The sequence below is a fragment of the Halomonas sp. LMYGS-3 genome, from assembly GCF_059509875.1.
In genome coordinates, this window is the sequence record NZ_JCAKFQ010000020.1 from 13,442 (window position 1) to 39,156 (window position 25,715).

At 67.9% G+C, this 25,715-nt stretch carries 21 protein-coding genes; 6 read left to right on the forward strand and 15 right to left on the reverse strand.

The annotated features are described in order from the left end of the window. Window positions 1-244: 244 nt before the first annotated feature. The 4 genes from AC5W54_RS16375 to soxZ all read left to right on the forward strand — a co-directional run bounded on the left by AC5W54_RS16375 (window position 245) and on the right by soxZ (window position 3,866). Window positions 245-580 (forward strand): c-type cytochrome, encoded by a 336-nt coding sequence (locus tag AC5W54_RS16375; protein ID WP_495963162.1) that lies wholly within the window; start codon window positions 245-247, stop codon window positions 578-580. Between the two features lie 12 nt (window positions 581-592). Continuing rightward, complete coding sequence (locus AC5W54_RS16380) at window positions 593-1,909, forward strand: FCSD flavin-binding domain-containing protein (RefSeq protein WP_495963163.1); 1,317 nt, start codon at window positions 593-595, stop codon at window positions 1,907-1,909. Window positions 1,910-1,993: 84 nt separating this feature from the next. Further along, the gene (locus AC5W54_RS16385) at window positions 1,994-3,028 is read left to right on the forward strand and encodes a YeeE/YedE family protein (protein WP_495963164.1); all 1,035 of its coding nucleotides are present in this window, start codon (window positions 1,994-1,996) and stop codon (window positions 3,026-3,028) included. Between the two features lie 25 nt (window positions 3,029-3,053). Then, window positions 3,054-3,866 (forward strand): thiosulfate oxidation carrier complex protein SoxZ, encoded by an 813-nt coding sequence (soxZ, locus tag AC5W54_RS16390; RefSeq protein ID WP_495963165.1) that lies wholly within the window; start codon window positions 3,054-3,056, stop codon window positions 3,864-3,866. A 36-nt stretch (window positions 3,867-3,902) separates the two neighbouring features. Here the strand turns inward: soxZ and AC5W54_RS16395 are convergent, their stop codons facing one another. The 4 genes from AC5W54_RS16395 to AC5W54_RS16410 form a co-directional block, all read right to left on the reverse strand. After that, window positions 3,903-4,331 carry a universal stress protein gene (locus AC5W54_RS16395; protein WP_495963166.1) on the reverse strand — a complete coding sequence of 143 codons (429 nt, stop codon included), beginning with the start codon at window positions 4,329-4,331 and terminating at the stop codon, window positions 3,903-3,905. A 14-nt stretch (window positions 4,332-4,345) separates the two neighbouring features. Beyond that, complete coding sequence (locus AC5W54_RS16400) at window positions 4,346-6,943, reverse strand: TRAP transporter permease (protein WP_495963167.1); 2,598 nt, start codon at window positions 6,941-6,943, stop codon at window positions 4,346-4,348. A 146-nt stretch (window positions 6,944-7,089) separates the two neighbouring features. After that, on the reverse strand, window positions 7,090-8,070 hold the full coding sequence (locus AC5W54_RS16405; protein WP_495963168.1) for a TAXI family TRAP transporter solute-binding subunit: 981 nt from the start codon (window positions 8,068-8,070) through the stop codon (window positions 7,090-7,092). A gap of 215 nt (window positions 8,071-8,285) precedes the next feature. Then, window positions 8,286-9,674: a KamA family radical SAM protein gene (locus AC5W54_RS16410; protein WP_495963169.1), complete on the reverse strand. Its 1,389-nt coding sequence runs from the start codon at window positions 9,672-9,674 to the stop codon at window positions 8,286-8,288. A gap of 338 nt (window positions 9,675-10,012) precedes the next feature. Between AC5W54_RS16410 and AC5W54_RS16415 the strand changes: the two genes are divergently transcribed. Together AC5W54_RS16415 and AC5W54_RS16420 are read left to right on the forward strand one after the other, a co-directional pair. Then, window positions 10,013-10,534 (forward strand): macro domain-containing protein, encoded by a 522-nt coding sequence (locus AC5W54_RS16415; protein ID WP_495963170.1) that lies wholly within the window; start codon window positions 10,013-10,015, stop codon window positions 10,532-10,534. A 186-nt stretch (window positions 10,535-10,720) separates the two neighbouring features. Next, window positions 10,721-11,581 (forward strand): DMT family transporter, encoded by an 861-nt coding sequence (locus tag AC5W54_RS16420; RefSeq protein WP_495963171.1) that lies wholly within the window; start codon window positions 10,721-10,723, stop codon window positions 11,579-11,581. Window positions 11,582-11,585: 4 nt separating this feature from the next. Here AC5W54_RS16420 and AC5W54_RS16425 read toward each other — a convergent pair whose 3' ends face one another. From AC5W54_RS16425 to AC5W54_RS16475, 11 genes are all read right to left on the reverse strand, one after another. Continuing rightward, a complete protein-coding gene (locus AC5W54_RS16425; protein WP_495963172.1) occupies window positions 11,586-12,113 on the reverse strand; it encodes a DUF192 domain-containing protein in 528 nt (175 codons plus the stop codon). Further along, window positions 12,110-13,261: an ABC transporter ATP-binding protein gene (locus tag AC5W54_RS16430; protein ID WP_495963173.1), complete on the reverse strand. Its 1,152-nt coding sequence runs from the start codon at window positions 13,259-13,261 to the stop codon at window positions 12,110-12,112. Before AC5W54_RS16430 ends, AC5W54_RS16425 begins: the two co-directional genes overlap by 4 nt. Then, window positions 13,254-13,922 carry a molybdate ABC transporter permease subunit gene (gene modB / locus AC5W54_RS16435; protein ID WP_495963174.1) on the reverse strand — a complete coding sequence of 223 codons (669 nt, stop codon included), beginning with the start codon at window positions 13,920-13,922 and terminating at the stop codon, window positions 13,254-13,256. Before modB ends, AC5W54_RS16430 begins: the two co-directional genes overlap by 8 nt. Continuing rightward, entirely contained in the window at window positions 13,922-14,728 is an 807-nt protein-coding gene (gene modA / locus AC5W54_RS16440; RefSeq protein WP_495963175.1) for a molybdate ABC transporter substrate-binding protein, read from the reverse strand. Before modA ends, modB begins: the two co-directional genes overlap by 1 nt. A gap of 110 nt (window positions 14,729-14,838) precedes the next feature. Further along, window positions 14,839-15,573 carry a GntR family transcriptional regulator gene (locus AC5W54_RS16445; protein ID WP_495963176.1) on the reverse strand — a complete coding sequence of 245 codons (735 nt, stop codon included), beginning with the start codon at window positions 15,571-15,573 and terminating at the stop codon, window positions 14,839-14,841. Window positions 15,574-15,724: 151 nt separating this feature from the next. Further along, the gene (locus tag AC5W54_RS16450; RefSeq protein WP_495963177.1) at window positions 15,725-16,972 is read right to left on the reverse strand and encodes an amino acid deaminase; all 1,248 of its coding nucleotides are present in this window, start codon (window positions 16,970-16,972) and stop codon (window positions 15,725-15,727) included. Continuing rightward, a complete protein-coding gene (locus AC5W54_RS16455) occupies window positions 16,972-19,863 on the reverse strand; it encodes a response regulator (RefSeq protein WP_495963178.1) in 2,892 nt (963 codons plus the stop codon). Before AC5W54_RS16455 ends, AC5W54_RS16450 begins: the two co-directional genes overlap by 1 nt. A 41-nt stretch (window positions 19,864-19,904) precedes the next feature. After that, the gene (locus AC5W54_RS16460; RefSeq protein WP_495963179.1) at window positions 19,905-21,554 is read right to left on the reverse strand and encodes a Glu/Leu/Phe/Val dehydrogenase dimerization domain-containing protein; all 1,650 of its coding nucleotides are present in this window, start codon (window positions 21,552-21,554) and stop codon (window positions 19,905-19,907) included. 110 nt (window positions 21,555-21,664) lie between these two features. Beyond that, complete coding sequence (pyk, locus tag AC5W54_RS16465) at window positions 21,665-23,134, reverse strand: pyruvate kinase (protein ID WP_495963180.1); 1,470 nt, start codon at window positions 23,132-23,134, stop codon at window positions 21,665-21,667. Then, window positions 23,131-24,450, reverse strand: coding sequence for a glycerate kinase type-2 family protein (locus tag AC5W54_RS16470; protein ID WP_495963181.1), 1,320 nt, complete (start codon window positions 24,448-24,450; stop codon window positions 23,131-23,133). Before AC5W54_RS16470 ends, pyk begins: the two co-directional genes overlap by 4 nt. Before the next feature lie 295 nt (window positions 24,451-24,745). Further along, window positions 24,746-25,630, reverse strand: coding sequence for a 2-hydroxy-3-oxopropionate reductase (locus AC5W54_RS16475; RefSeq protein WP_495963182.1), 885 nt, complete (start codon window positions 25,628-25,630; stop codon window positions 24,746-24,748). Window positions 25,631-25,715: the final 85 nt, after the last annotated feature.

Here is a 25,715-nt window from a genome sequence, read left to right on the forward strand (position 1 = left end):
GGCCTGTGCCTCGATACCACCGTCTTCCCTTGATACAGCCTTACTGTAGTCGAGCGTGGACCATCCCGCCGGCTCGCTGGTCAACGCAATGCCAGCAGGCCGATCCATCGAGAATTCATAATGCCAGCACGAATGGTTCTTTGGCGCCCACTCCCGTGGATCATAGGCTCTACTTGGTGCAACTGCATCAACAATAACCGGAATTTCCGGCGTTCGAATCTCACGATCGCGAGGGAACCTGACGATGACCTGGGTAACTCACCGCCCGGCAGCCTGGCTGCTGGGCCCCCTTCTGCTGGGAAGCCTGAGCCAGGCCGGGCTGGCCGACGACGCCGCCTCCGATGCCCAACTCGCCGTGATGGCCGGGGGTTGTGCCAACTGCCACGGCACCGATGGCCGTCTCTCCGGCGCCGTGCCTCCCATCGCCGGACGCCCGGCCGAGGAACTGGAAAGCAGCTTGTTGGCCTTCAAGCGCGACGAGATCGACGGTTCCACCATCATGCCGCGCATCGCCAAGGGCTTCAGCGACGAGGAACTCGCGGCCCTGGCGCAGCACTTCGCCGCCATCGACGAGCAGTGAGGGGAAGATCTCATGAGTCAGCCATCCAACCATCACGGCTTCACGCGTCGTCGACTGCTCCAGGGCATCGGCGCCGCCTCGGCCCTGCCCCTGCTGGGCGGCGTCGCCCCCTTCGCCATCGGCAACCAGAGCGCCGGCCGCGTGGTGGTGATCGGCGGCGGCTTCGGCGGGGCGACCGCCGCCAAGTACCTCAAGCGTGCCAACCCGGCCATCGACGTCACCCTGGTGGAACCCGCCGAGGTCTTCTATACCTGCCCGTTCAGCAACCTCTTCCTGGGCGGCCTGCGCGACATGGCCTCCATCGCCCACGGCTACGACGAATTGCGCGATCGCTATGGCGTCACCGTCGTGCATGCCATGGCCGAGGACGTCGACCCGGACGGTCATCGGGTGACCCTCTCCACCGGCGATACCCTGGACTACGACCGCCTGGTGCTCTCGCCGGGCATCGATATCCGCTGGAACGCCCTGGAAGGCTACGACGAAGCCGCCGCCGAGCGAGCTCCCCACGCCTGGAAGGCCGGCCCCCAGACCGAGCTGCTCAAGCGCCAGCTGGAGGGCATGGATGACGGCGGTACCTTCGTCATGGTGGCCCCCGCCAACCCCTTCCGCTGTCCGCCGGGGCCCTACGAGCGGGCCAGCATGGTGGCCCACTACCTGTCGCAGCACAAACCGAATTCCAAGGTGCTGATCCTCGATGCCAAGGACAACTTCTCCAAGCAGGGCCTGTTCACCACCGGCTGGGAGCGACTCTACGGCGATCGTATCGAGTGGGTGGGACTCTCCGACGACGGCCGCGTGACCCGTGTCGACGCCGACAGCCTGGAGGTGGAGACCGAGTTCGGCACCCGCCACCGGGCCGATGTACTCAACGTCATCCCGCCCCAGAAGGCGGGCTGGATCGCCGACCGCGCCGGGGTCACCGACGACTCGGGCTGGGTACCGGTCAAGCCCGAGACCTTCGAGTCCCAGCGGGTCGCCGACATCCACGTGGTGGGCGACGCCAGCGTGGCGGCGCCGATGCCGAAATCCGGCTTCTGCGCCAATGCCCAGGCCAAGGTGGTGGCCGCTGCCATCGCCGCCGCCCTCGACGGTCGCGAGGCCCCGGAGCCCTACTGGACCAACACCTGCTACAGCCTGATCGGGCCGGAGTACGGTATCTCGGTGGCCGGGGTCTACCGGGTCCAGGAAGGCGTGATTGCCGAAGTGGAGGGTGCCGGCGGCCTCAGCCCGACTGACGCCCCCGACACCATCCGGGCGCTGGAGGCCGAATACGCGGTGGACTGGTACAACGCCATCAGCCAGGACACCTGGGGCACCGGCGTCTGAGACCTGCCCCCGCCATCGCTGGTATTCTTTCGGGGCCATCCGCGGGATGGCCCTGTCAGTTCGGCTACCAAGGAATTCGTCGTCATGAGCCATACCGAGCTGGTGGTCTGGTCCGGGCTGGTGATCGGCCTGCTGTTCGGTGGCGTCGGCCAGGCCAGCGGCTTCTGCCTGATGCGAGGCCTGACCAACGCCTGGACCCAAGGCGACAGCCGCAAGCTGCGGGCCTTCGGCCTGGCCATGGCGGTGGCCCTGCTGGGCAGTCAGGCCCTGGCCTTTGCCGGCACACCATCGCTGGACGATGCTCACCACCTGACACCGGCCCCCTCCTGGCTGGCGGTGCCGCTGGGCGGCATGCTGTTCGGCTACGGCATGGTGCTGGCCAACGGCTGCGGGGCACGCTCGCTGGTGCTGCTCGGCAGCGGCAACCTGAGAAGCTTCGTGGTGCTGGTCTGCCTCGGGCTCGCCGCCTACATGACCCTCTCCGGGGTACTGGCGCCGTTGCGGGTCTGGCTCGAGGGCGCTACCACGCTCACCCTGCCCGCCCGGGACCTGCCCGGTCTGCTGGGGACGTCACGCTGGCTCCCGACCCTGCTGCTGGGGGGTGCCCTTCTGGCCTGGATCCTGGCCTCGCGTGAGTTTCGAGCCTCTCGCCGTGACTGGCTGGGCGGGCTGGTGATCGGCGCCCTGGTCCCGGCGGGCTGGTACGCCACCGGGGTCATCGGTTTCGATGACTTCGAGCCGGTACGCCTGGCCAGCCTGACCTTCGTCGCCCCCATCGGCGAGTCGCTGCAGTACCTGATGCTCGCCACCGGCACCCGCCTCGGCTTCGGCGTGGCCGTGGTGGCCGGCGTGGTGCTCGGCGCCCTGGCCACGGCCCTGCTGCGCCGGGACTTCGCCTGGCAAGGCTTTTCCGGCCCGGGACACATGGGACGCAGCATGCTCGGCGGCACCCTGATGGGCATCGGCGGCGTCATGGCCCTGGGCTGCTCCATCGGCCAGGGCCTGTCGGGCTTTTCGACCCTGTCGCTGACCACCTTCGCCGCCCTGGCCGGCATCCTCATCGGCACCCGCCTGGGAGTGAAAGGCCCCCTGGCGCTGTCGAACCCTTTATCCCATTGAACGAGAGCCCAGCAGAGAGGCAAAGATGCACCGAACCGTCCCTTCCCCTCGCCGACTGCTGCGTAGTCTGTGCTGTGCCGTGGCCGGCCTCGGCCTGCTGGCACTGATGCCGGCGGCCCTGGCCGACGGCCCCTGGCAGCGGCTGGAAGCGGCTCGCGACGTGCTGGGCGAGACCACGCCCAGCACCGAGGGCCTGCAACTCGCGCTCCCCCTTGTCTCCGAGGACGGCTCGGCGGTGCCGTTGAGCGTGAGCTTCGACGGCACGCTGAACGCGGGCGACTACCTCGAGGAGATCCACCTCTTCGCTGCCGGCAACCCCAACCCGGAGATGGCCGTCTTCCACCTGACACCGCTCGGCGGTCTGCCCGAGATCTCCACCCGGGTACGGCTCAACGAGACCCAGCAGGTGATCGCCGTGGCCAGGAGCCACCAGGGCGAGACCTTTGCCACGGCCCGGGAAGTGCGCATCACCGTCAGCGGTTGCCTGGCGCGCGGCGATGACGATCCTCCGGAGGCGCTCTCCAACCCCCGGGTCAGCGTGCCCTCGCGCTTCGCCGCCGGTGCGCCCGGCGAGGTACGCACCCTGATCAACCATCCCATGGAGACCGGCCTGCGCGAAGGTCTCGATGGCGAGCTCCTGCCACGCCACATCATCGAACGCTTCCGGGTCAGCCTGAACGGCGAGATCGCCTTCGAGGCCGAACTGCACCAGTCGGTATCGGCCAACCCCTACCTGCGCTTCCACCTGACCCCCGACGAGGAGGGGGAACTGCTCTTCGAGTGGCTCGACGACAACGGCGATAGCGCCCGCCACCAGGCCGAGATCGGCGTCGGCTGAGCTGGTCCGGCCAACGACCAGCATGAAACCGGGTGACTAGCGCACGATCATCACCGAGATCCTGGTGTGATGCACCACGTGCTCGGCGTTGGGGCCGAGCACATAGTCGGCGAACTTGCGCTTGTTGTGGGAGGCCATGACGATCAGGTCCACCTCGAGTTTCTTCGCCGCCTTGATGATCGCCTCCCAGGGCGAGCCATCGACGATCACGCTCTGCACCTGGATGTCATCCGGCACATGCTCCGCGATGAACTTGTGCTGCGCCTCGGATACCGCTTCATGGGCCTTCTCGGCGAAGTCCTCGGGAAAGTAGGAGCCCACCAACGGCATGCGGTAGTCCGGCAGCACCGTCACCACGTGCAGCGAGGCGCCGAAGGTACGGCACAGGGTCAGGGCGGTAGGCAGCGCTTTCTTCCAGGAACTCTCCTCGTTGAGGTCTACCGGCAACAGGATCTTGCTGTACATGATCTACACCTCTCTCAGGCAGTGGCGGCCGCGCCGGTACCGGATTGACGACGGCGGCGCTGCAGCAGTACCACCAGGCCGAACACCAGGAAGCCTGGTATCCACATCCACTCCTTGGCCCAGCGATCCACCGGCGCCGAGACGTCGATGATCTCCTGGTCGAAGTCGAAGCCCAGGTCCGCAGCCAGGCTACCGAACTCGACGAAATCCACCATGGCCTGGTCGCCGTCGACGTAGAGCTCGATCCCCAGGTTCTCCAGGCGTTCCTGCCCGGTGTCGCCGCTGGGCACCGGCACCAGCACGAAAGTGGTCAGGGGGTCACCGAAGGCATCCTCGCCGGCGATCTGGACCCGCAACTGGCTGCCTTCATCGACATCGCCGAGCGCCTGAGCGAACTGGGCCGGCGGCACCTGTTGGTAGGGGTCGTGGACCATGTCCATCCAGAACCCGGGCCTGAACAGGGTGAAGGCCACCAGCAGCAGCAGGATGCTCTCGTACCAGCGGTTGCGGGCGAGCATGAAGCCCTGGGTGCCGGCGGCGAAGATCAGCATCGCGATGGTCGCCACGACGAAGACCACGATGCCCTGCAGGAAGGTGACCTCGATCAGCAGCAGGTCGGTGTTGAAGATGAACAGGAACGGCAGTGCCGCGGTCCGCAGGCTGTAGTAGAAGGCCTGGAAGCCGGTGCGCAGCGGGTCGCCCCCGGACACCGCGGCGGCGGCGAACGAGGCCAGCCCCACCGGTGGCGTGACATCGGCCATGATGCCGAAGTAGAACACGAAGAGGTGCACGGCGATCAGCGGCACGATCAGGCCGCTCTGCTGACCCAGCGTCACGATCACCGGCGCCAGCAAGGCCGAGACCACGATATAGTTGGCGGTGGTCGGCAGGCCCATGCCGAGGATCAGGCTGAGCACCGCGGTGAACAGCAGGATCAGCATCAGGTTGCCCATGGAGAGGATCTCCACCACGTCGGCCAGCACCAGGCCGACACCGGTCTGGGAGACCGCACCGACGATGATGCCCGCTGCCGCGGTAGCGATGCCGATACCGATCATGTTGCGGGCACCGGCCACCAGGCCGTCCCACAGGTCCCTGAAACCTTCCTTGACGTCTTCCGCTATCCGGCTGCGGCCGCGGAAGACGGCGATGACCGGGCGCTGGGTGATCATGATGAAGATCATGAACACCGTGGCCCAGAAGGCCGACAGGCCAGGCGACAGCCGCTCGACCATCAGGCACCAGACCAGCACGATCACCGGCAGGATATAGTGCAGCCCGACCATCACGGTGGGCCGCGTCTGGGGCAGCGTGAGCACCTGGGAGGTCGGATCGTCGAGCTCGAGCTCGGGGTACTTCGAACCTACCTTGAGCAGCCCCACATAGACCCCGGCCAGCACCACGGCCACCACCCAGGGGGTGGCGTCGCCGAGCACCGGCTTGAGCCAGCCGAGGCCGTAATACACCGCGAACGACAGCGCCATCAGCAGCAGCAGGCCAGTGAGGAAACCGATCACCTTGTTGAGGAAGGGCCGTGCCGGGTTGCTGGTGGGCAGCCCCTGCATGTTGGCCTTGAGCGCCTCGAGGTGAACGATGTAGACCAGCGCGATGTAGGAGATCAACGCCGGCAGGAAGGCGTGCTTGATCACCTCCACGTAGCTGATGCCGACATATTCGACCATCAGGAAGGCCGCGGCACCCATCACCGGCGGCATGATCTGGCCGTTCACCGAGGACGCGACTTCCACCGCGCCGGCCTTCTCGGAGGAGAAACCGACGCGTTTCATCATCGGGATGGTGAAGGTGCCGGTGGTCACCACGTTGGCGATCGACGACCCGGAGATCAGGCCGGTCATGCCAGAGGCCACCACGGCGGCCTTGGCCGGCCCGCCCTTGTAGTGGCCCAGCAGCGAGAAGGCCACCTTGATGAAGTAGTTTCCGGCACCGGCCTTGTCGAGCAGGGCGCCGAACAGCACGAACAGGAAGACGAAGCTGGTCGAGACCCCCAGCGCGATGCCGAAGACCCCCTGGGTCGTCAACCACTGGTGGTTGACCAGACCGAAAAAGCTGACCCCGCGGTGGGCGAGAATCCCCGGCATGTAGGGGCCGAACAGCGAATAGACGATGAATACCGAGGCGACGATCATCAGCGGCGGCCCGAGGGCTCGTCGTGTTGCCTCGAGCAGCATCAGGATACCGATGATGCCGACGATCACGTCCTGGGTGATCGGCGCACCGGGTCGCTGAGCGAGCTGCTCGTAGAAGAGAAACATGTAGGCGCCACAGAAGGCTGCCACCGCCGCAAACACCCAATCCTGGATGGGGATGCGGTCTCGCGGCGAACGCTTGAGCGCCGGGTAGGCCATGAACGCCAGGAAGAGCGCGAAGGCGAGATGAATCGAGCGCGCTTCGGTGGCGTTGAAGACCCCGAATCGGAACAGGTACGGTAGCGGCGAGGCGATCCATAGCTGGAACAGCGACCAGGCAGCGGCAATGCCCACCAGCAGTTTGCCGGGCGTTCCCGCGGGTTTGCGCGCTCCCGAATCACTGGAGGCGACCATGTCCTCCAGGTCGACATCCTTGGCGCTGGAAGTCTTCTTGTCGTCAGTCATAGCGAACCCTGCCCACGGTCGATTGACGTGCTTTCCATGTGATGGCGCTTGGCGGCGCCCCTTTCGATGCCACCAACGAGATGCGCGGACCCCCCGAGAGGCGTCCGCGCATCGCTCACCGAAGGTGAAACCTGATCATGACAGGATCACTCGATCCAGCCACGCTCGCGGTAGTAGCGTGCCGCGCCGTCATGCAGCGGAGCGGTCAAGCCATCGGAGATCATGTCCTCCTCGTTGAGGTTCTCGAAGGCCGGGTGCAGCCGCTTGAAGCGATCGAAATCCTCGAACACCGCCTTGACGGTCTCGTAGATCACGTCCTCGTCCACCGCGGTGGAGCTGACGAAGGTGGCCGCCACGCCGAAGGTCTCGACGTCCTCGTCGTTGCCGCGATACAGGCCGCCCGGGATCACCGACCGGGTGTAGAAGGGGTTCTCCTCGATGATCTCGTCGATTTCCGGCCCGGTGACGGGTATCAGACGGGCATCGACGGTGGTGGTGGCCTCCTGGATGGAGCCGTTGGGGTGCCCGACCACATAGATCATGGCGTCGATGTTGTTGTCGGAGAGCGCCGCGGCCTGTTCGGCGGCATCCAGCTGAGAGGCTAGGGCGAAGGTGTTGGTATCCCAGCCCATGGCCTCCATCACCACGGCCATGGTGTTGCGCTGGCCGGAGCCCGGGTTGCCGATGTTGACGCGCTTGCCCGGGAAATCGGTGAAGTGTTCGATGCCGGAATCGGCACGGGCCACCACGGTCAGCGGCTCGCCGTGCATGGTGAAGACGGCACGCATCTCCTCCCAGGGACCAACATCGGCAAAGTTGTCCTCGCCGTGGTAGGCACGATACTGGACGTCGGACTGTACGACGCCCATGTCGAGCTCGCCGCTCTTCATGCCGTTGACATTGGCCACGGAGCCGCCGGTGGTCGGCGCGTTGCAGCGAATGTTGTGCTCGTCACTCCCGCGGTTGACCATGCGGCAGACCGACTGGCCGACGACATAGTAGACCCCGGTCTGACCACCGGTACCGATGGTGATGAAGCGCTCCTGGGCCACAGCGGGCGCGGAAACCATTGTGGCTCCCAGTAACGCACCGGAAAAGGCGGCAGCGGAGAAAGCGTGGCGTTTCATGAACACACCTCTTGACGTTATGGACAAGCGTTTCTGGTTGGCAGCCCTGTGACCGCCGGCGGTTTGACCGCCCTCTTCTACTTTAGCAAAGACGCCTGCCTGATGAGGCCTTTTTACGGCATGTTCAAAGTCTAGACGCCACCAACGTTTAGGGAACGTTAATTTTCGCCGCTCCCGAGATTCGCCATCGCGGGGAACGCCTCCCCGCGATGGCCTCACGACGCCTTCATGATCAGCGCCTGGTTCTCGTCCTTCATGGCGGCGAACTCGGCCTCATAGAAGAACTCGCTCTCGCCCAGGGCGGGCTTCAGGTGGTTGAGCCAGGTGGCGGCCTCGTCGTACTTCGCGAAGAACGGCCGCTGCACCCAGTCGGCGTCACGGCCCTGGATAAAGCGCAGCACGAAGACCTTCTCGCCCTTGATCTTGGTGACGCCCTGGATCTCCACCTTGCCGGGATCGGCGGACATCGAGGGTCCACGAGCCGTGCGCGCCAGGCCCGGCACCTGCTTCATCGCCTCGCGGTAGATCTCCCAGGCTCGCACCAGCGGCACCTCGAAGTAGTGGCGGGCGCCGGTGTCGCGCTCCACGAACATGTAATACGGGATCATCCCCAGGCGCACCTGGGTGGTCCACATGCGTGCCCACTGGTCGGCGTCGTCGTTGATGTGCCTGAGCAGCGGCGCCTGGGTGCGGATCTCCGCCCCGGTGGCGCGGATGCGGCGGATCGCCTCGCGGCAGATGGGGGTGTCCATCTCCTTCCAGTGGTTGAAGTGCGCCATGAAGGCCACGTGCTTGCCGGCCGCCGTCAGCTCGCGGAACAGCTCGAGGATATCCTCGGCATCCGAGTCGGTGACGAAGCGATAGGGCCAGAAGGTCAGGCTCTTGGTGCCGATGCGGATGTCCTGGACGTGGTCCAGTTCCGGGGTCATCAGCCCCTCCAGGTACTGGCGCAGGTGCTTGGCCTTCATCACCATGGGGTCGCCGCCGGTCATCAGCAGATCGGTGACCTCAGTATGCTCGGCCAGGTAGCGATGCAGCGAATCCGCCTCGTTGGAGGCGAACTTGAGGTCCTTGTCGCCCACGAACTGCGCCCAGCGGAAACAGAAGGTGCAGTAGCTGTGGCACACCTGCCCCTGGCTGGGAAAGAAGAGCACCGTCTCACGGTACTTGTGCTGCATGCCGGGCAGCGGCTCACCATCGAGCAGCGGCAGATTGAGGTCCATCTGCCCGGCGGGATGGGGGTTGAGCTCGCTGCGGATGCGCTCCACCACCGGCTTCGTCTCGGCGGCCGAGGCCTCGCGGCGCAGCAGTTCGGCCACCTCGTCGAAGTGCTCGGGCCTGAGCATCCCGCGCTGGGGAAAGGTGAGCTGGAAAACCGGATCCTCGGGGATATTGCGCCAGTCGATCAGCTCCTCGATCACATACTCGTTGACGCGAAACGGCAGCACCTGGCTGACCACCCGCATGTCGAAGCGCAGATCATCGGGCAGGTTCTGGATCGCCTCGATCTTGTCCAGCTGACGATGGGTATAGACCTTGAACGGACGGGCCTCGAAGGCTTCGATCCGGGAATCACGGAACTCGACGCTCAGTCGCTGGTTCATGCCACCTCCTCTTCTTCTCGTTTCGCACGGCGCGCGGAAGCGCCCTGCGCGACGGCTGTTCGCCGCCGCCACACCGGCGAGACCCGGTGCAACGTGAGTGGTTCGGGGGGAGGACATTGGTACAGACTCGACCAGTGACTTGCAAGTTTCTGCGCCGATTTGCAACGAATGTCGCGGAATCACAAGGAAAACGCAACGATCTATTCAAGACAGGCATTCGGCACGGCCCAGGGCCGTCTCTCGAGGAGCCATGCCGACAGGACGCACAGGGCCTTGATGCTCCCCGGCCACGGCACCAGACTGAACAGGCAGGTCCGAGGCAAGTAGGGAGTGAGGAGATGAGCGCGACCATCGAATGCATTCAGGGCGATATCGCCCATCAGCCGGACATCGACGCCGTGGTCAACGCCGCCAATGCCAGACTGCAGACCGGGGGCGGCGTGGCCGGGGCCCTGCACCGGGCCGCCGGCCCCGAGCTCGCGGAGGAGTGCCGCCCCCTGGCACCCATCCAGCCCGGCCAGGCGGTGATCACCGGCGCCCACGGGCTACCCAACCGACACGTGATCCATTGCCTGGGACCGGTCTACGGCGTCGACGAACCCTCCGACGAGCTGCTCGCCGCCTGCTACCGGCTCGCCTTGCAGCTGGCCGAGCAGCACGGCATCGCTTCGATCGCCTTTCCGGCCCTCTCCGCCGGCGCCTTCGGCTACCCTGCCTCCGAGGCCGCACGCATCGCCCTGGCCTCGGTCATCCAGACCCTGCCGGAGTGCCCCGGTATCGAGCGGGTACGCTTCGTGCTGTTCGACGCCGCCAGCACCGAGCTGCACCAGCGCACCCTGGAGGCCTTGCAGAAGGGGTGAAGGTAGAAGCTCCCTTGGCGGCCAGGGGCGATCTCGGGGCCAGGCGCAAAGCCATTGGAAGGTGATCAACGCCCCTCCGGGGCATCGGGCAGGCCGATACGGATAGGACAATGGCGCGCGCCGAAGCGGCCGCCGCTGCCGAGCTGATATGCTGGCGCCTGTGCTAACCGACTTCAAGGACGAGACGTGCCACTCCGGGATCTGCTGCTGGGCCTCGCCGTCATCGCCATCTGGGCGCTGAACATCATCGTCATCAAGGTGGGGGTGGCGGAGATGCCGCCGCTGCTGATGACCACCCTGCGCTTCATGCTGGTGGCCATCCTGCTGGTGCCCTTCCATCCCGTCGCAAGACACCAGCTGCCGTTCCTGCTGCTGCTCTCGGTGACCTTCGGCACGCTGCACTTCGCGTTGTTGTTCATCGGGCTGAGCCAGGCCGAGGCCGGCACGGGCGCTCTGCTGGTACAGATGGGCACGCCCTTCGCCACGCTGCTGGCGGTGATCTTTCTCGGGGAGCGGCTGGGGCCGAAACGCCTGGCCGGATTGACGTTGTCGTTCGCAGGCGTCGTGGTACTGGCCGGCGGCCCCACCCTGCCATCACCGCTACCGCTGACCCTCCTGCTGCTCAGCGCCCTGGGCTGGGCGGTCTCGCAGCTATTGATCAAGCGCGGACCGAATATCGCCCCCATGGCACTGGCTGGCTGGGTGGCGCTGTTCGCCGTGCCCCAGGTGGCGCTGGGCTCGCTGCTCTTCGAGAGCAACCACCTCGAGGCCATGCGTCAAGCGGGCTGGGCCGGCTGGGGGGCCGTGGTCTACACCGCGGTGATGTCCTCCACCCTCGCCTACGGGCTCTGGTACGGCCTGCTGCGCCGCCACCCGGTCAACCGGGTGGTGCCCATGACCCTGCTGGTGCCGGTGCTGGCGGTGCTGCTCGGGGTACTGTTGCTGGGTGATGCCCTGGGGTTCCACAAGCTCGCCGGCGGCGGCCTGGTGGTAGCGGGCATCGCCCTGATCGTGCTGCGCTTCCGGCCGAGACGCCCCGAGGCGTGAACGCCTAGTCGTCGGTCACGTCGACCAGACACTGACTGCCGCTGCCCGGCCAGCTGACGCAGTCACCCTCCTCGACCCCCTTCTCCGCGAAATAGCCGGCATTGACCTCCAGCGCCGCCCGGTAAGGCACCCCGGGGTAGGTGACCGGGCACTCCCCGGGACGCTCCGAAGCACAGGGCTGCATCTGGCGGATCGCCACGATGCGGCCATCCGCGTCGATGAAGGCAATGTCGAGGGGAATCCGCGTGCGATACATCCAGAAACCATTGCGCGGTGACTGCTCGTTGCGGTAGAGGAACAGCATGCCGGCCTCGGCATCGAGATGGTCACGGTCCATCAGCCCCTGACCACGCTGGGGCAGGGTTCGGGCGACCTCGACCCGCAGGCGGTGGGGGCCCTGGTCGCTATGCAGCGCCAGGGTCACGGTGTCCAGCGGGTCGGGGCCCTCGGCCAGCAGCGAATGCGGGAGCAGGGCGGTGGCCGGCACCAGGGCGGTCAGGCCCAGCAGCAGTCGGCGTCGGGTCGGGTTCATGTCGGGGTCCTCGCAGTGGTGTCGACGGTATCGCCGAGGGGCATCAGGTGGATACCCGACGCCAGCAGCGACACCTGAACGGTCTCGCCACGCGCCAGGGCGTTGCGGCGCGCGGCGTGGGTGGCGATCTCGAAGCGCAGGGTCTCCATCCCGTGCGCAAAGGCAAGCGATACCGAGGTGATGCCCCCCAGCACCACCATCTCGACCACTCGCCCGGATACTGGATTCTCGCGCTCGCCCAGGGAGGGACGCCCGCGGCGATGCAGCACCACGTCGGAGTGTGGCAGGTACCAGGCGACCCGCTGACCCGGTGCCAGCGCCTCCAGGCCGCGCGCGACCTCGAGCGCCCAGGGCCCCCACTGCAGGCGGCGTTGCCCATTCACTTCCACGACCTCGCCCTCGAAGACGTTGTGGCGGTCCAGCAGCCGGGCCACCTCGGGACTGGCGGGGCGCCGGAACAGCGCCTCCGGGACATCCTGTTGCAGGCTGCGACCGGCATGCAGCACGCAGAGCCGATCGGCCAGGGCCGAGGCCTCGTCCAGGTCATGAGTGACCAGCACGATGGGGATGCGGATCTGCTCACGCAACAGGGCCAACTCCCGCTGCAGGCGACGCCGGGTGACCTGATCCACCGCCGAGAAAGGCTCGTCGAGCAGCAGAACCCGTGGGTTTCTGGCCAGGGCCCGGGCCAGGGCGACCCGCTGACGCTGGCCGCCGGAGAGCTCGGAAGGGTGACGCTCGGCCAGGCCCTCCAGGCGCACCCGCGTGAGCCAGGCCAGGGCCTGCTCACGGCGCTCGCCGCTCGGCAGGTGATCCAGCGCCACCATGACGTTGGCCACGGCACTCAGATGGGGGAAGAGCGCATAGTCCTGGAACACCAGCCCCACCCGGCGCTGCTGGGGACGCAGCGAGCGGCCGCGGGCGGCGTCGAACCAGGTCTCGCCGGCACAGCGCACCAGCCCGCCGGCCGGCCGATAGAGGCCGGCGATGGCTCGCAGCAGGGTGGTCTTGCCACTGCCGGAGGGGCCGACCAGCGCCAGCAGCTCGCCGGGGCGACAGTGGAAGTCCGCGGCCAACGGAATCGGACCAGACTGCTGCAGGCTGACCTCCAGCCTCGCCTCGGGCGTGGTAGGCAACGACTCAGACACGGCGCCACCTCCGTCGCCCGGCCAGCCCGTAGACCACGCCAATGGTCAGGAAGGAGACCAGCAGCAGCATGGCCGACATGATGCCGGCACCGGCCTCGTCGAAGGCCTGGACACGATCGTAGATGGCGATGGCCAGGGTGCGGGTCTCGCCGTCGATGGAGCCGCCGACCATCAGGATCACGCCGAACTCGCCCAGGGTATGGGCGAAGGTCAGCGCCAGCGCCGAGACCAGACCGGGCCAGGCCAGCGGCAATTCGATGCGCACGAGGGTCTGCCAGGGCGAGAGGCCGCTGCACCAGGCCGCTTCCCGCAGGTGAGGGGGGATCGTCTCGAAGGCGCGCTGAATCGGCTGCACCGCGAACGGCAGGTTGGCCACCAGCGAGGCGAGCAGGATGCCGGTGAAGGTGAAATTGAGACCGCTGCCGAACAGCTGCTGCCAGAGGGCGCCGAAGGGGGCATCGGCGCCGAACGACTGCATCAGGTAGAAGCCCAGCACCGTGGGCGGCATGACCAGTGGCAGGGCGACGAGCGCCTCGCACAGTGGCTTGCCGCGAAAACGGGTGGTGGCCAGCGTCCGCCCCAGCCAGAGGCCGAAGGGCAGCAGCAGCAGGCAGGTGCCGACCGCCAGTTGCAGCGAGACCGAGAGCGCCGTCCAGTCCATCAGGGCTGCGTTTCCGTATCCGCGTCGGGCAGCTGGAAACCGTACTGCGCGAGCAGCTCGCGAGCGTCGTCCTGCTGCAGCCAGGCGTAGAAGGCCCGCGCCGTCTCGCCGGCCCCCTGGACGAGCGCCATGCGCTGCACCAGCGGCGTGTGCCAGGCCTCGGGGATCAGCACATGCTCGCCGCGTTCGGCAAGCGACGGGGCCAGCACCAGGGAGTAGGCCACCAGGCCGCCACGGGCATCGCCGGAGAGCGCGAACTGAGCCGCCTGGGAGACATTCTCACCGAGAATCCTCAGTGGGCCGCTCGCCTCCCAGAGCCCGGCATGCTCGAGCACCTGGCGTGCTGCGACGCCATAGGGCGCATGCTCGGGGTTGGCCAGGGCGAGGCGCGGCCGGCCCTGCCCGGCCTCGTGGGCGGCGATGGCCTCGTGCACCCCGGCCAGCGGCGCGTCGCCCGCCGGCAGGTCGCCACGACCGGCCCGCTGCAGCCAGGCCAGGCGGCCGATGGCATAGATCACCCCCGCATCCTCGGTACGGCCCTCCTCGTGCAATGCCAGCACATAGGCTTCGTCAGCGGAGAGATAGAGCTCGAAGGGAGCACCCTGACTGATCTGGCGGCGGAAATTGCCGGAGGAGCCGAAGTTGAGACGCAGCTCCCGCCCCGTCTCTTCCCGAAAGCGCTCGGCAGCCGCGGTGAGGGCGAACTGCAGATCCGAGGCCGCCGCCACGATGGGCACCTCGGCCCGGGCGAGCAGGGGGAGCCAGGCCAGCAGGACGAGGGTCAGGAGGGGGCGGACGAAGCGCATGGGGGCGGCATTCCTTGTGGCGATGAGTCGGCATTGTCGGCCAGGGCAACGACGCGGACAAGGCGGGGCCGTCGACGCGGCGGCCCACCCTGCCCCCGATCAAGCCCGGCTCACGCCTCGGCCGGGCTCGGCCGGCCGAGGATCGCCATCAGGTCGGTCTCGGTCTCCCGGGGGCCGAGGTCGAGCAGGTTTTCCAGCGACGCAAGGTGCTCGTCGATCACCTCACGCGCCTTCTCCGGCTCGCCGGCGCGCAGCTGCGCCAGCAGCCGGGGATGGTCGCCGTCCAGATAACAGGAGGCGAGCGACGGGCGCTTGTAGAGCGCGATGACGATCGAGGTGCGCAGGATCAGGTCGGTGAGCATGGCGCCGAGCACGCGATTGGGCGACAGCTCGGCCAGCTGGTGGTGAATGGCCAGGGAGTGCTCGATCCGCGCCGGCTCATCGCCACGGCCATGGGCCTCGATCTCGCGCTGCGCCTCCTGCTCCAGTGCCAGCAGCGCCACGTCGTCGAGCTGACCGGCGAGCAGTGCCGCGACTTCGCCCTCCACCAGCCGCCGGGCGGCGAAGGTTTCCCGCGTCTCCTCGATGCTGGGGGCACGCACCCGCGCCACCTGGTTCGGGCGCTGGTCGACCACGTGGTCGGCGGCGAGTCGGGTCAGTGCCTTGCGCACCACCGAGCGGCTCACGCCGAAGACCTCCCCGAGGGTCACCTCGGGCAGGCGGGTCCCCGGCGGCAGGCGCTGGGTCAGCACCGCCCGGCGCACCTTGTCGACGATATGCTGATCGCTGATGCGCACGCCCGCCCTGATGGCGGCCTCGATGTCCTCCTTCCAGGCGCTGCTCATGATGCCCTCGCTCTCGTCTCACCTCGGAAGCACCTTCTCATGTTTCCCCTCTGCCGACCACATCCTGCCAGATTTATGTATACAAAAAATCGATCACTCGTCACCACACACCCGGGAGGCGAGGCCCCGACAGGACCTCCAGGACGATGACTCAGAAGCAGGTGATCATCTCCTCGATCACTTCCAGGTGCTCGTTTGCCAGGCAGATGCGCCGCCACTTGTCGAAGGTCAGGCAGGGGTGCGAGACACCGAAGGCGATGATATCGCCCACGCGCACGCCGTTGCGGATTGGCTCGCCGTCCTCCTCCGACTCCCCGGGCAGTCGCAGGAAGGCGTGCTGGTCCATCAGCTTGACCACCTCCATGCCAGCCACCGACAACGGCCTGCGGGGGGAGCCGCCCTCGCGGTAACGCCGCAGCGGCTCGGGCAATCGGTCGCCGCCGACGTCGCGACGCCCCATGGCGACAATGGCCAACCCCGGCTCGGGCAGCGACTGCACCTGGGCGAACACCTCCAGGGCCGGCTCGAGGCCCCGCTCCAGCTCCGGGCGGCGGCCCAGCACCCTGTGCTGGGCCTCGCGATAGAGCCCGTGGTCGTGCACCACGTAGCAGCCCGGGCGCAGCACCGGCACGAAGTGGGAGCCCAGGTGCGCCTCGCGGAACACCTCGGCGATGAGATCGTACCAGGCCGACCCCGAGCCGGTGATGAGCGGCTCATGCAGCTCGATCAGGCCGTCGTGGTCCAGCGCCTGGGCCGCCTCCACCAGTTGCCAGGCGTAGTCGCGGACGGCATGCGCCGGGTCGTCGCCGAACACCACCCCCTCGTAGCCCTCGAGCCCGGCCAGCACCAGGGCCGGCTCGGCGTCGATCAGCTCGCCCAGCGCCATCACCTGGTCGTGATCCCGGCAGCCGCAGCGGCCACCGTTCACGCCCAGTTCGATCAGCACCTGCAGGCGCAGGTCCCGGGCCGCGAAGTAGTGCCCCAACTGGCGCACATTGTCGGCATTGTCGACGACGCAGTAGAAGTCGGCCCCCGCCTCGATCAGGTCGGCGACGATCGCCATGTTGGCTTCACCGACCAGCTGGTTGGCCATCAGCAGTCGCTCCACGCCATGCGCGAAGGCCGCCCGACTCTGCGCCGCCGTGGCCAGGGTGATGCCCCAGGCCCCGGCCTCGAGCTGGCGCCGGAACAGCGCCGGGGTCATGGTGGTCTTGCCGTGTGGCGCCAGCCGCGCCCCGTGCTCGGTGGCGAAGCGCTGCATCCACGCCAGGTTGTGCGCCAGGGGTGCCTCGAACACCACCGCCGCCGGCAGACTGACCCCGCTCAGCAGATCGGGGGCCGTCTGGATGGTGCCCTTGTCACCGCACCCGGTCGCCTGCTGCGCCGGTCTCTCGCTCATCACTGGTCTCCTGAAAGGTCATCGAGGGCCGTCCATAGCTCGCTTGCTCGACCCTTCAGCATACCAAAGGCCTCGCCGGCACTCTCGAGTTCACCCGCCCGAGCCAGGGCCTCGAGGTGCTGAGCCGCGGCCCCGAGCGCCTGACCGCCGACCACCAGCGCCGATCCCTTCAGCGTGTGCGCCGCCCGACGCAGGGCCACGGCATCCTGCGTGGCGATCGCCTCTTCGATTTCCTGCAGCAACCGAGGGCCCTCCTCACGGAACAGGTCGATCATCTCGTCCAGCAGCAGACGATTGCCTTCGAGGCGCTGCAGCGCTCCCTCCTGGTCCAGGCAGGGAAGCGACTTAACCTTGCCTGCTGCAAGCGCCTCCGGCAGCAGCCTGTCGCGCGGCGCCTCTCGCGCCGTCGACTCCTCCACGGCGCGAAACAGCTCGGCGGCCCGGAATGGCTTGGTGACATAGTCGTCCATGCCCGCCGCCAGGCAGCGTTCGCGATCCTCCTTGGTGGCACTGGCGGTCATTGCCACGATGGGAACATGCTCGCCCGTCTCACGCTCCCGCTCGCGGATCGCCCGCGAGGCGGCCAGGCCATCCATCACCGGCATGTGGATATCCATCAGCACCACGTCGAAATCACGCCGGCGCATGTGTTCGAGTGCCTCGGCGCCATTGCACGCCAGCTCGACCTCATGGCCGCGATGGGTGAGCAGATCGACCGCCACCTTCTGGTTGGTCAGCCCGTCCTCGACCAGCAGCACCCGACGGGCGAGCCAGTCCTCGGGCAACCGCTTGCCGGCGGAGGGTGTCCTGCCGGCCGCGGCGGTGATGCCCAGCGCCTCGGCAACAGCATTCAACAACTCTGACTGCTTGACCGGCTTCATCAGCAGGCGCGAGATCCGCAAGCGACGCCGCCGCGAGACGTCACCGGAGCGAACACCGGAGGAGAGCATCAGGATGCGCATGCCGGCGAGTTCGGGCCGCTCGCGGATGCGGGCGGCCAGCGTGTAACCATCCATGGCCGGCATCATCACGTCGAGCAGGGCCAGCGGAAAGGGAGCGTCGCGGTGGCGGTCGAGGATATCGAGTGCCCGTTGACCACTGGCGACCACCGTGGGCCGCATGCCCCAGCTGTTCAGGATCTCCTCGAGGATCATGCGATTGGTGCGGTTGTCGTCGACCACCAGGACCGCCTGGCCGTGCAGGCCAAGGGGCTGGCTGACCTCGTCCCGCTCGGCCGGCAGCTCGAAGTCGATGGCGAACGAGAAGCGGCTGCCGAGACCGCCGGATCCGCTGGCGAGCTGGATCCGGCCGCCCATCATCTCCACCAGTTGGGCGGCGATGGAGAGCCCCAGACCGGTGCCGCCATCGCGGCGGGTGGTGGAGCTGTCGGCCTGACCGAAGGCCTCGAAGACCCGCTGGCGCTGCGCCTCGGGAATGCCCACCCCGGTGTCTCGCACCTCGAAGGCGATCCGGGCATGCACATCGTCGAGCGCCTCGAGCGCCAGGTCCACCACCACTTCGCCGGCCTCGGTGAACTTGATGGCATTGCCCACCAGGTTGACGACCACCTGGCGCAACCGCATCGGATCGCCGAGCAGCCGGTCGGGGACCTCGGGCGGGATATGCACCGCCAGCTCCAGCCCTTTCTCGTCGGCGCGCAGTGCCAGGGTCTGCAGGGTGTCACTCAGGGTGTCACGCAGGTGAAAGGCGACCGATTCGAGCTCCAGCCGCCCCGCCTCGATCTTCGAGAAGTCGAGGATGTCGTTGATCAGCCCCAGCAGCGTGTCCGCCGATTTCTGGATGATGGCGACATATTCCGCCTGCTGCTCGGTCAGCTTGGTGCGCTCGAGCAGTTCGGCGATACCGATCACACCGTTCATGGGGGTGCGGATCTCGTGGCTCATGTTGGCCAGGAACTCACTCTTGGCAAGGCTGGCCTGCTCGGCCAGGTCCCGCGCCTCCCGCAACTCGTTCCGGGAGCGCCGTAGTTCCTCGGTGGTGGCCTGCAGCTCCGCGGTGCGCGCGTCGACCAGTTCCTCGAGACGATGCCGATGCTGCTCGAGCTCGGTGATGTCGGAGTAGACGGCGACATGGCCGCCATCCCGGGTGCGGTGCTCGCTGATCTGGACACTGATGCCGTCACTGCGCACGAACTGGTAGGGGCCGGCAGGGTCGTGATGTGCGGCGAGGCGCTCGGCGATCCAGGCTTCGCTCGAGGCATAGCCTCGCGGCGTCATGCCACGCTCGACCACGGCCCGCAGCAGATCCTCGAAGTACAGCCCGATCTCGACCAGGTCGTCGGGGGTGACGAAGTGCTCCTTGAAGCGGGAGTTGTAGAGCACCAGGCGGTCGTCGGCATCGAACAGCGCGAAGCCTTCGGCGATGGACTCGAGGGCCTCGGTGAGCTGGTCGCGGGCCGCCTCGGCCCGGGCCTGGGCCTCCTCGGTCAGCTGGACCTGGACCTCGAGGTGAGCGCGCTGGGTCTCCAGCTCGGTGATGTCGGTATAGATGGCCACCACACCGCCGTCACCGGTGCGCCGCTCGCTGATCCGCAGCTGTCGGCCGGTGGCGGTGCAGATCGTGAAGGGCGGCCCCGGATTGCGACGCTGGGCGAGGCGCCAGGCGATCCACTCCTCCGGGTCCCGGTCGCCGATGTCGATGATCTTCTGGTAGACCACCGTGCGGATCAGGTCCTCGAAGTGCATGCCCGGCTTGACCAGGTCGGGAACGCCCGAATACTCGTCCCGGAACCGCGAGTTGCTGGCCACCAGGATGTCATCGGCATCGTAGAGGGTGAAGCCCTCGGAGATCGACTCGAGCGCCTCGATCAGTTGCTGGCGCTGCAGGCAGCAGGGTGCCATCTCTCGCGGCCGTTCGGGCTCAGTGGTCATGCGCCGCCCCCCTCATTCCTGACGGATCGACTGTTGCGCGGCTAGGGAAAGACGCCGCGTAACAGCTTGGCCTCGGTGACCCGCGCGACGCCTTCGATCAGTGCCGCCGTGCGCATGTCGAGCTTGTCGCGCTGGGCACGTTCGAGGGTGCGCTGGAAGGCATCGAGCAGGATCCCCCTGAGCCGACCGTTGATCTCCTCCAGGGTCCAGGTCAGGTTCTGCATGCCTTGCACCCATTCGAAATAGGACACCGTCACCCCCCCGGCGTTGCCGAGGATGTCGGGCAGCACGAAGATACCGCGCTCGTGAAGGATATCGTCGGCCTCGAGCATGGTCGGGCCATTGGCGCCCTCGGCCAGCAACCGGCAGTTGATGTCGGCGGCATTCTCCACCGTCACCTGGTTCTGCAGGGCCGCCAGCACCAGGATGTCGCAGTCGAGTTCCAGCAGTTCCGCGGCGTCGATCGGTTCGGCATCCGCGAAGCCCGCCAGCACCCGGTGCTCGTCGACATGGGCCTGCAACGCCTCCACCGACAGCCCCTCGGGGCGATGCAGTGCGGTGGAGACATCGCCGACGGCGATGATCCGCACGCCCCGCTCGGCGAGAAAGCGGGCGGCGTGGCTGCCGACATTGCCGAAGCCCTGGACCACCGCGGTGGCGCCGGTGAGGTCGAGCCCCAGGTGCGCCGCCGAGGCCTCGATCAGATAGACCAGGCCGCGGCCGGTCGCCTCCTTGCGCCCCAGCGATCCTCCCAGCACCACCGGCTTGCCGGTAACCACCGTCGGTACCGCATGGCCGACCTGCTGGCTGTAGGTGTCCATCACCCAGGCCATCACCTGCTCGTCGGTGCCCAGGTCAGGCGCCGGGATGTCCTTGTCCGGGCCGATCATGTCGATGATCTCGGTGGTGTAGCGTCGCGTCAGCCGCTGCAGCTCCGTGCCGCTGAGCGCGGTGGGGTCGACCCGCACGCCCCCCTTGGCGCCGCCGAAGGGTAGCCGCATCAGGGCGCACTTCCAGGTCATCCACGTCGCCAGGGCGGCGACCTCGCCCAGGGTCACGTCCTGGTGATAGCGAATGCCGCCCTTGGTCGGCCCCATGGTCAGCACGTGCTGTACCCGATAGCCGAACACCGTCTCCACCTGGCTGTGGTCGTCGCGCAGGAAGGGGAAGGAAACCATCTGGGCGCGCTGTGGAAACAGCAGCCGCTGGCGTACGTTGTCGTCCAGGTTCATGTATTGGGCAGCCTTGAGGAACTGCTGCTGGGCTAGGCGGAACATCGGCGAGTCCCACTCGCCTCCCCTGGCCCGAGCACGGGCCAGGGTATAGCGCACCGCACGCCCCAGGGCGGCACCCTTGAGATGCGACTTGACCAGGTAGTCGTAAGCGCCCGACTCCACCGCCCGGGCCGCCAGCTTGACGTCGTCGAGGCTGGTGAGGATCACCACCGGCACCTGGGGTGCCACCAGGCGGACGCGCCACAGCGTCTCCAGTTCCTGGCTGTCCGGCAGCACCAGGTCCAGCAGCACCAGGTCGACGTTGCCCTGGGCGAGGCGCGTCAGGCCACTGTCGAGGCGCTCCACCGCCTCGACCTCGCACTGCAGCTGGATATCCGCCTTGAGCAACTGCTGGATCAGGCGGCGATGCAGGGCATTGTCCTCGATAAGCAGCAGGCGTATGGGGTTGGCGGACATGATCGAAGCCCTCGCGGTAGGCCGACCCTGGCCAGGATCCCAGAATCCCGCCCAGGATCGGGAAGAATTCCGCTAGCCTAAGCGTAGGCCAGACGGGCGTCGTCGGCGCCCTACTCGATCATGAGGATCTTCAGGGTATTGGTCCCGCCGTGGGCGTTCATGTGATCGCCTCGAGTGAGCATCACATGATCCCCGGGCTCGGCGATGCCCTGCTCCACCAGCAGCGCCAGGGCGCGCGCGTTGAGTTCGGTGGGCGCCATCCCGCTGGTGTCGAAGGGCAGCGACACCACGCCGCGGTAGAGCGCCATGCGTCGCTGGGCGATGGGGCTGTGGGCCAGCCCGACGATCGGCAGCCCCGAGCGGATCCGTGAGGCGATCAGCGGCGTGTAGCCGGTGGCGGTCATGCAGGCGATGGCGGCCACCCCGGCGAGGTGGTTGGCGGCGTACATCGCCGACAGCGCGATGGTCTCGTCGACCTGCGAGAAGCCCTCGTGGATGCGGTGCCCGGACTCCTGGGCGATGCGCTCGCGCTCGGCGCCCAGGCACACCCGGTCCATGGCCTCGATGGTCTCCACCGGGAAGTCGCCGGCGGCGGTCTCGGCCGAGAGCATCACCGCGTCGGTGCCGTCGAGCACGGCGTTGGCGACATCGAACACCTCGGCGCGGGTGGGCAGCGGCGATTCGATCATCGACTCCATCATCTGGGTGGCGGTGATCACCGCGCGGTTGAGGGTGCGGGCGCGCTTGATGATGCGCTTCTGCATGCCGATCAGCTTCTCGTCGCCGATCTCCACGCCGAGGTCGCCGCGCGCCACCATCACCGCCTCGCTGGCCTCGATGATGCCGTCGAGCGTCGCCGCGTCGGCCACCGCCTCGGCGCGCTCGAGCTTGGCCACCAGGCCGATCTCCTTGCCGGCATCTCCCAATAGTTCCCGAGCTTCGCGCATGTCGGCGGCGGAGCGCGGGAAGGACACCGCGAGATAATCCACGCCGATGGCGATCGCGGTCTGCAAGTCGGCGCGGTCCTTGTCGGTGAGCGCCGGGGCCGAGAGCCCGCCGCCCTGCTTGTTGATGCCCTTGTTGTTGGAGAGCTTGCCGCCGACCGCCACGCGGGTGTGGATCTCGCGGCTCCTCACCGCATCGACGTCGAGCACCAGGCGGCCGTCGTCGAGCAACAGGCGGTCGCCGGGGACGACGTCGTCGATCAGCTCCTTGTAGTCGCAACCGACGCGCTCGACGGAGCCTTCATCGCTGCCCAACGCCATATCGAGGATGAAGGGGGCGCCCTCCTCGAGGGTCACCGCACCGTCGCGAAAGCGGGCGATGCGGATCTTGGGCCCCTGCAGGTCGCCCAGGGCGGCGACGCTGCGGCCCAGGCGGTCGGCGATCTCGCGCACCGCCGCGAGGCGCCGGCGGTGGTCGTCGGGTGCGCCGTGGGAGAAGTTGAGGCGCACCACGTCGACGCCGGCTTTGATCATCGCCTCGAGCACGCCGTCGCGGTCGCTGGCCGGCCCCAGGGTGGCGACGATCTTGGTGCGGCGGATGGGCTCGTGGATGGGGGCATGGGGGGGAAGCGTCATGGTGTCCTCGGCAAGACCAGAATGGCACGGAAATCGTTGACGTTGGTGCGCGTCGGCCCGGTGACGATCAGATCACCGAGGGCCTCGAAGAAAGTATAAGCGTCATTGCGTGACAGATACGCGCTCGGGTCAAGACCCGACGCCTCGGCGCGTGCCCAGTCGCCGGGATCGAAGAGCGCCCCGGCGTTGTCTTCGGAACCATCGATGCCGTCGGTGTCGATGGCCAGGGCATGGATCCCCTCGGCGCCCTGCAGGGTCGCGAAGAGCCCCAGCAGGTATTCCACGTTGCGCCCGCCGCGACCGTCGCCGGTCACCGTCACGCTGGTCTCGCCACCGGAGAGCAGCAGCAGCGGACGCTCGAGGCCCTCCTGCACGGCCAACGCCAGGCGCCCCTGGGCGCGGCCCAGGTCCCGGGCCTCGCCCTCCAGGTCGTCGCCCAGCAAACGCACCTCGACCCCCGCCGCTTCGGCGGTCGCCCGGGCGGCTTCCAGCGCGTCGCGGGCCCGGGCCAGCACCCGGACCTCGTCGCGGGCGAAATCGGCATCGCCGAGTCGGGGCACCGCCTCGCTGCGAGTCGGGTGATCACGCACCGCGGCCGGTATGTCGATGGCATGGCGCTCGAGAATCGCCAGGGCATCCGCCGGGGTCGAGGCATCCGGCAGGGTCGGCCCGGAGGCGACCAGGGCCGGGTCGTCGCCGGGGACATCCGAGATCAGCCAGGTCAACACCCGCGCCGGATGGGCCGCCGCGGCAAGCCGGCCCCCCTTGATCGCCGAGAGGTGGCGGCGCACGGTATTGATCTCGCGGATCGGCGCGCCGCAGCGCAGCAGCTCGCGGTTGATCGCCTGCTTCTCGGCGAGCGCGATGCCCTCCGCCGGCAGACTCATCAGCGCCGAGCCGCCGCCGGAGATCAGGGCGATGACGAGGTCGCCCTCGCCGAGCCCGGACACGGCTTCGAGCATGCGCCGGGCGGCCCGCTCGCCGAGGGCGTCGGGCATGGGGTGTGAGGCTTCCAGCACCTCGATCCGCTCACACACGGCACCATGGCCATAACGCGTCACCACTAGCCCCTCGAGGGGCGCCTCGGGCTGACGGGCCTGCCAGGCTCGCTCCAGGGCAGCCGCCATGGCCGCAGCGGCCTTGCCGGCCCCCACCACGATGGTACGTCCCGCCGGCGGCTCGGGCAGCACCTCGGGCAGCAGGGCATCGGGGTGGACGGCGGCGACGGCGGTATCGACCAGTCGCCTGAGCCAGGCACGCGGGTCCAGCACGCCAGACGTCGGCTCGGGGATCCGGGAGGGTGAGATCGCGGTCATCGGGTACTCCTCGCCGCCTCCGGCAGCAACAGGAAGGAAAGGGGGAAAGCAGAAAGAAACGAAAAGAACCCGGCGGCGGGCGGGGATTCCCGAAGGACACCCGCCGCCGGGCAAGGCCACCTCGCGGTGGCCGGGCAGGCGACGACCCGACGCCTGCCCTCAGGGAGCAGTCACCTCCCCGTCTTTCGCCGTCCAAGCACGAAGGCCGGCGAAAAACCTCGCTCGCCGTGAAACCACCCGCCGTAGCGCGGGGGTTCCACGCGCCCTCAAGGATGGCTCAGGGCGGCTCGCCCGTTCAGGAGCCGACCTCGTGGTCGGCCAACGCCTCCAGCGCCCGCAGGATGCCGGCGTGGTCCCAGTCGGCGCCGCCATGCGCCGCACAGGCCTGGAACAGCTGCTGGGCGTTGGCGGTACCGGGCAGTGCCAGGTTGAGGCTGCGCGCACCCTCCAGCGCCAGGTTGAGGTCCTTCTGGTGCAGGCGGATCTTGAAGCCCGGGTCGAAGGTGCGCTGGATCATGCGTTCGCCATGGACGTCGAGGATCTTCGACTGGGCCAGGCCGCCGAGCAGCGACTCGCGCACCTTGGCCACGTCGGCGCCCGCTTTCGAGGCGAACAGCAGGCCCTCGGCCACCGCCTCGATGGTCAGGGCGACCACGATCTGGTTGGCGATCTTGCAGGTCTGGCCGGCGCCGTGGCCGCCGATGCGGGTGATGGTCTTGCCCATCACCTCGAGGAGCGGCCGGGCGCGCTCGAAGCCCGCCTCGGTGGCCCCGACCATGATGGTCAGGGCGGCATTGATCGCCCCACCCTCGCCCCCGGAAACCGGGGCATCGACGTATTCGCCGCCGGCATCATGGATCCGCTTGGCGAACGCCTGGGTGGCGATGGGGGCGATGGAGCTCATGTCGATGACCAGGGTGCCGGGCTTGAGTCCCTCGATCACCCCGCCTTCACCGAACAGCACCTGCTCGACGTCGGGGGTGTCCGGCACCATGGTGATGATCACCTCGCAGGCCTCGGCCACCGCCCTGGGGCTGTCGACTTCCTGCATGCCCTTGGATGCCAGGGTCTCGTCGAGCTTGCCGCGCTTGACGGTCACCAGGTCGTGGCCGGCGTCCAGCAGATGGCCCGCCATGGGGCGCCCCATGATGCCGAGGCCGATGAATCCGATCTTGCTCATGATGTCTCTCCTCTTGTCTTGCTTGTCGTTGCGCCTCGATGCGGCTTGTTCGTGGCATGCGCCGGCGGCATGGCTCCTTTGGGGT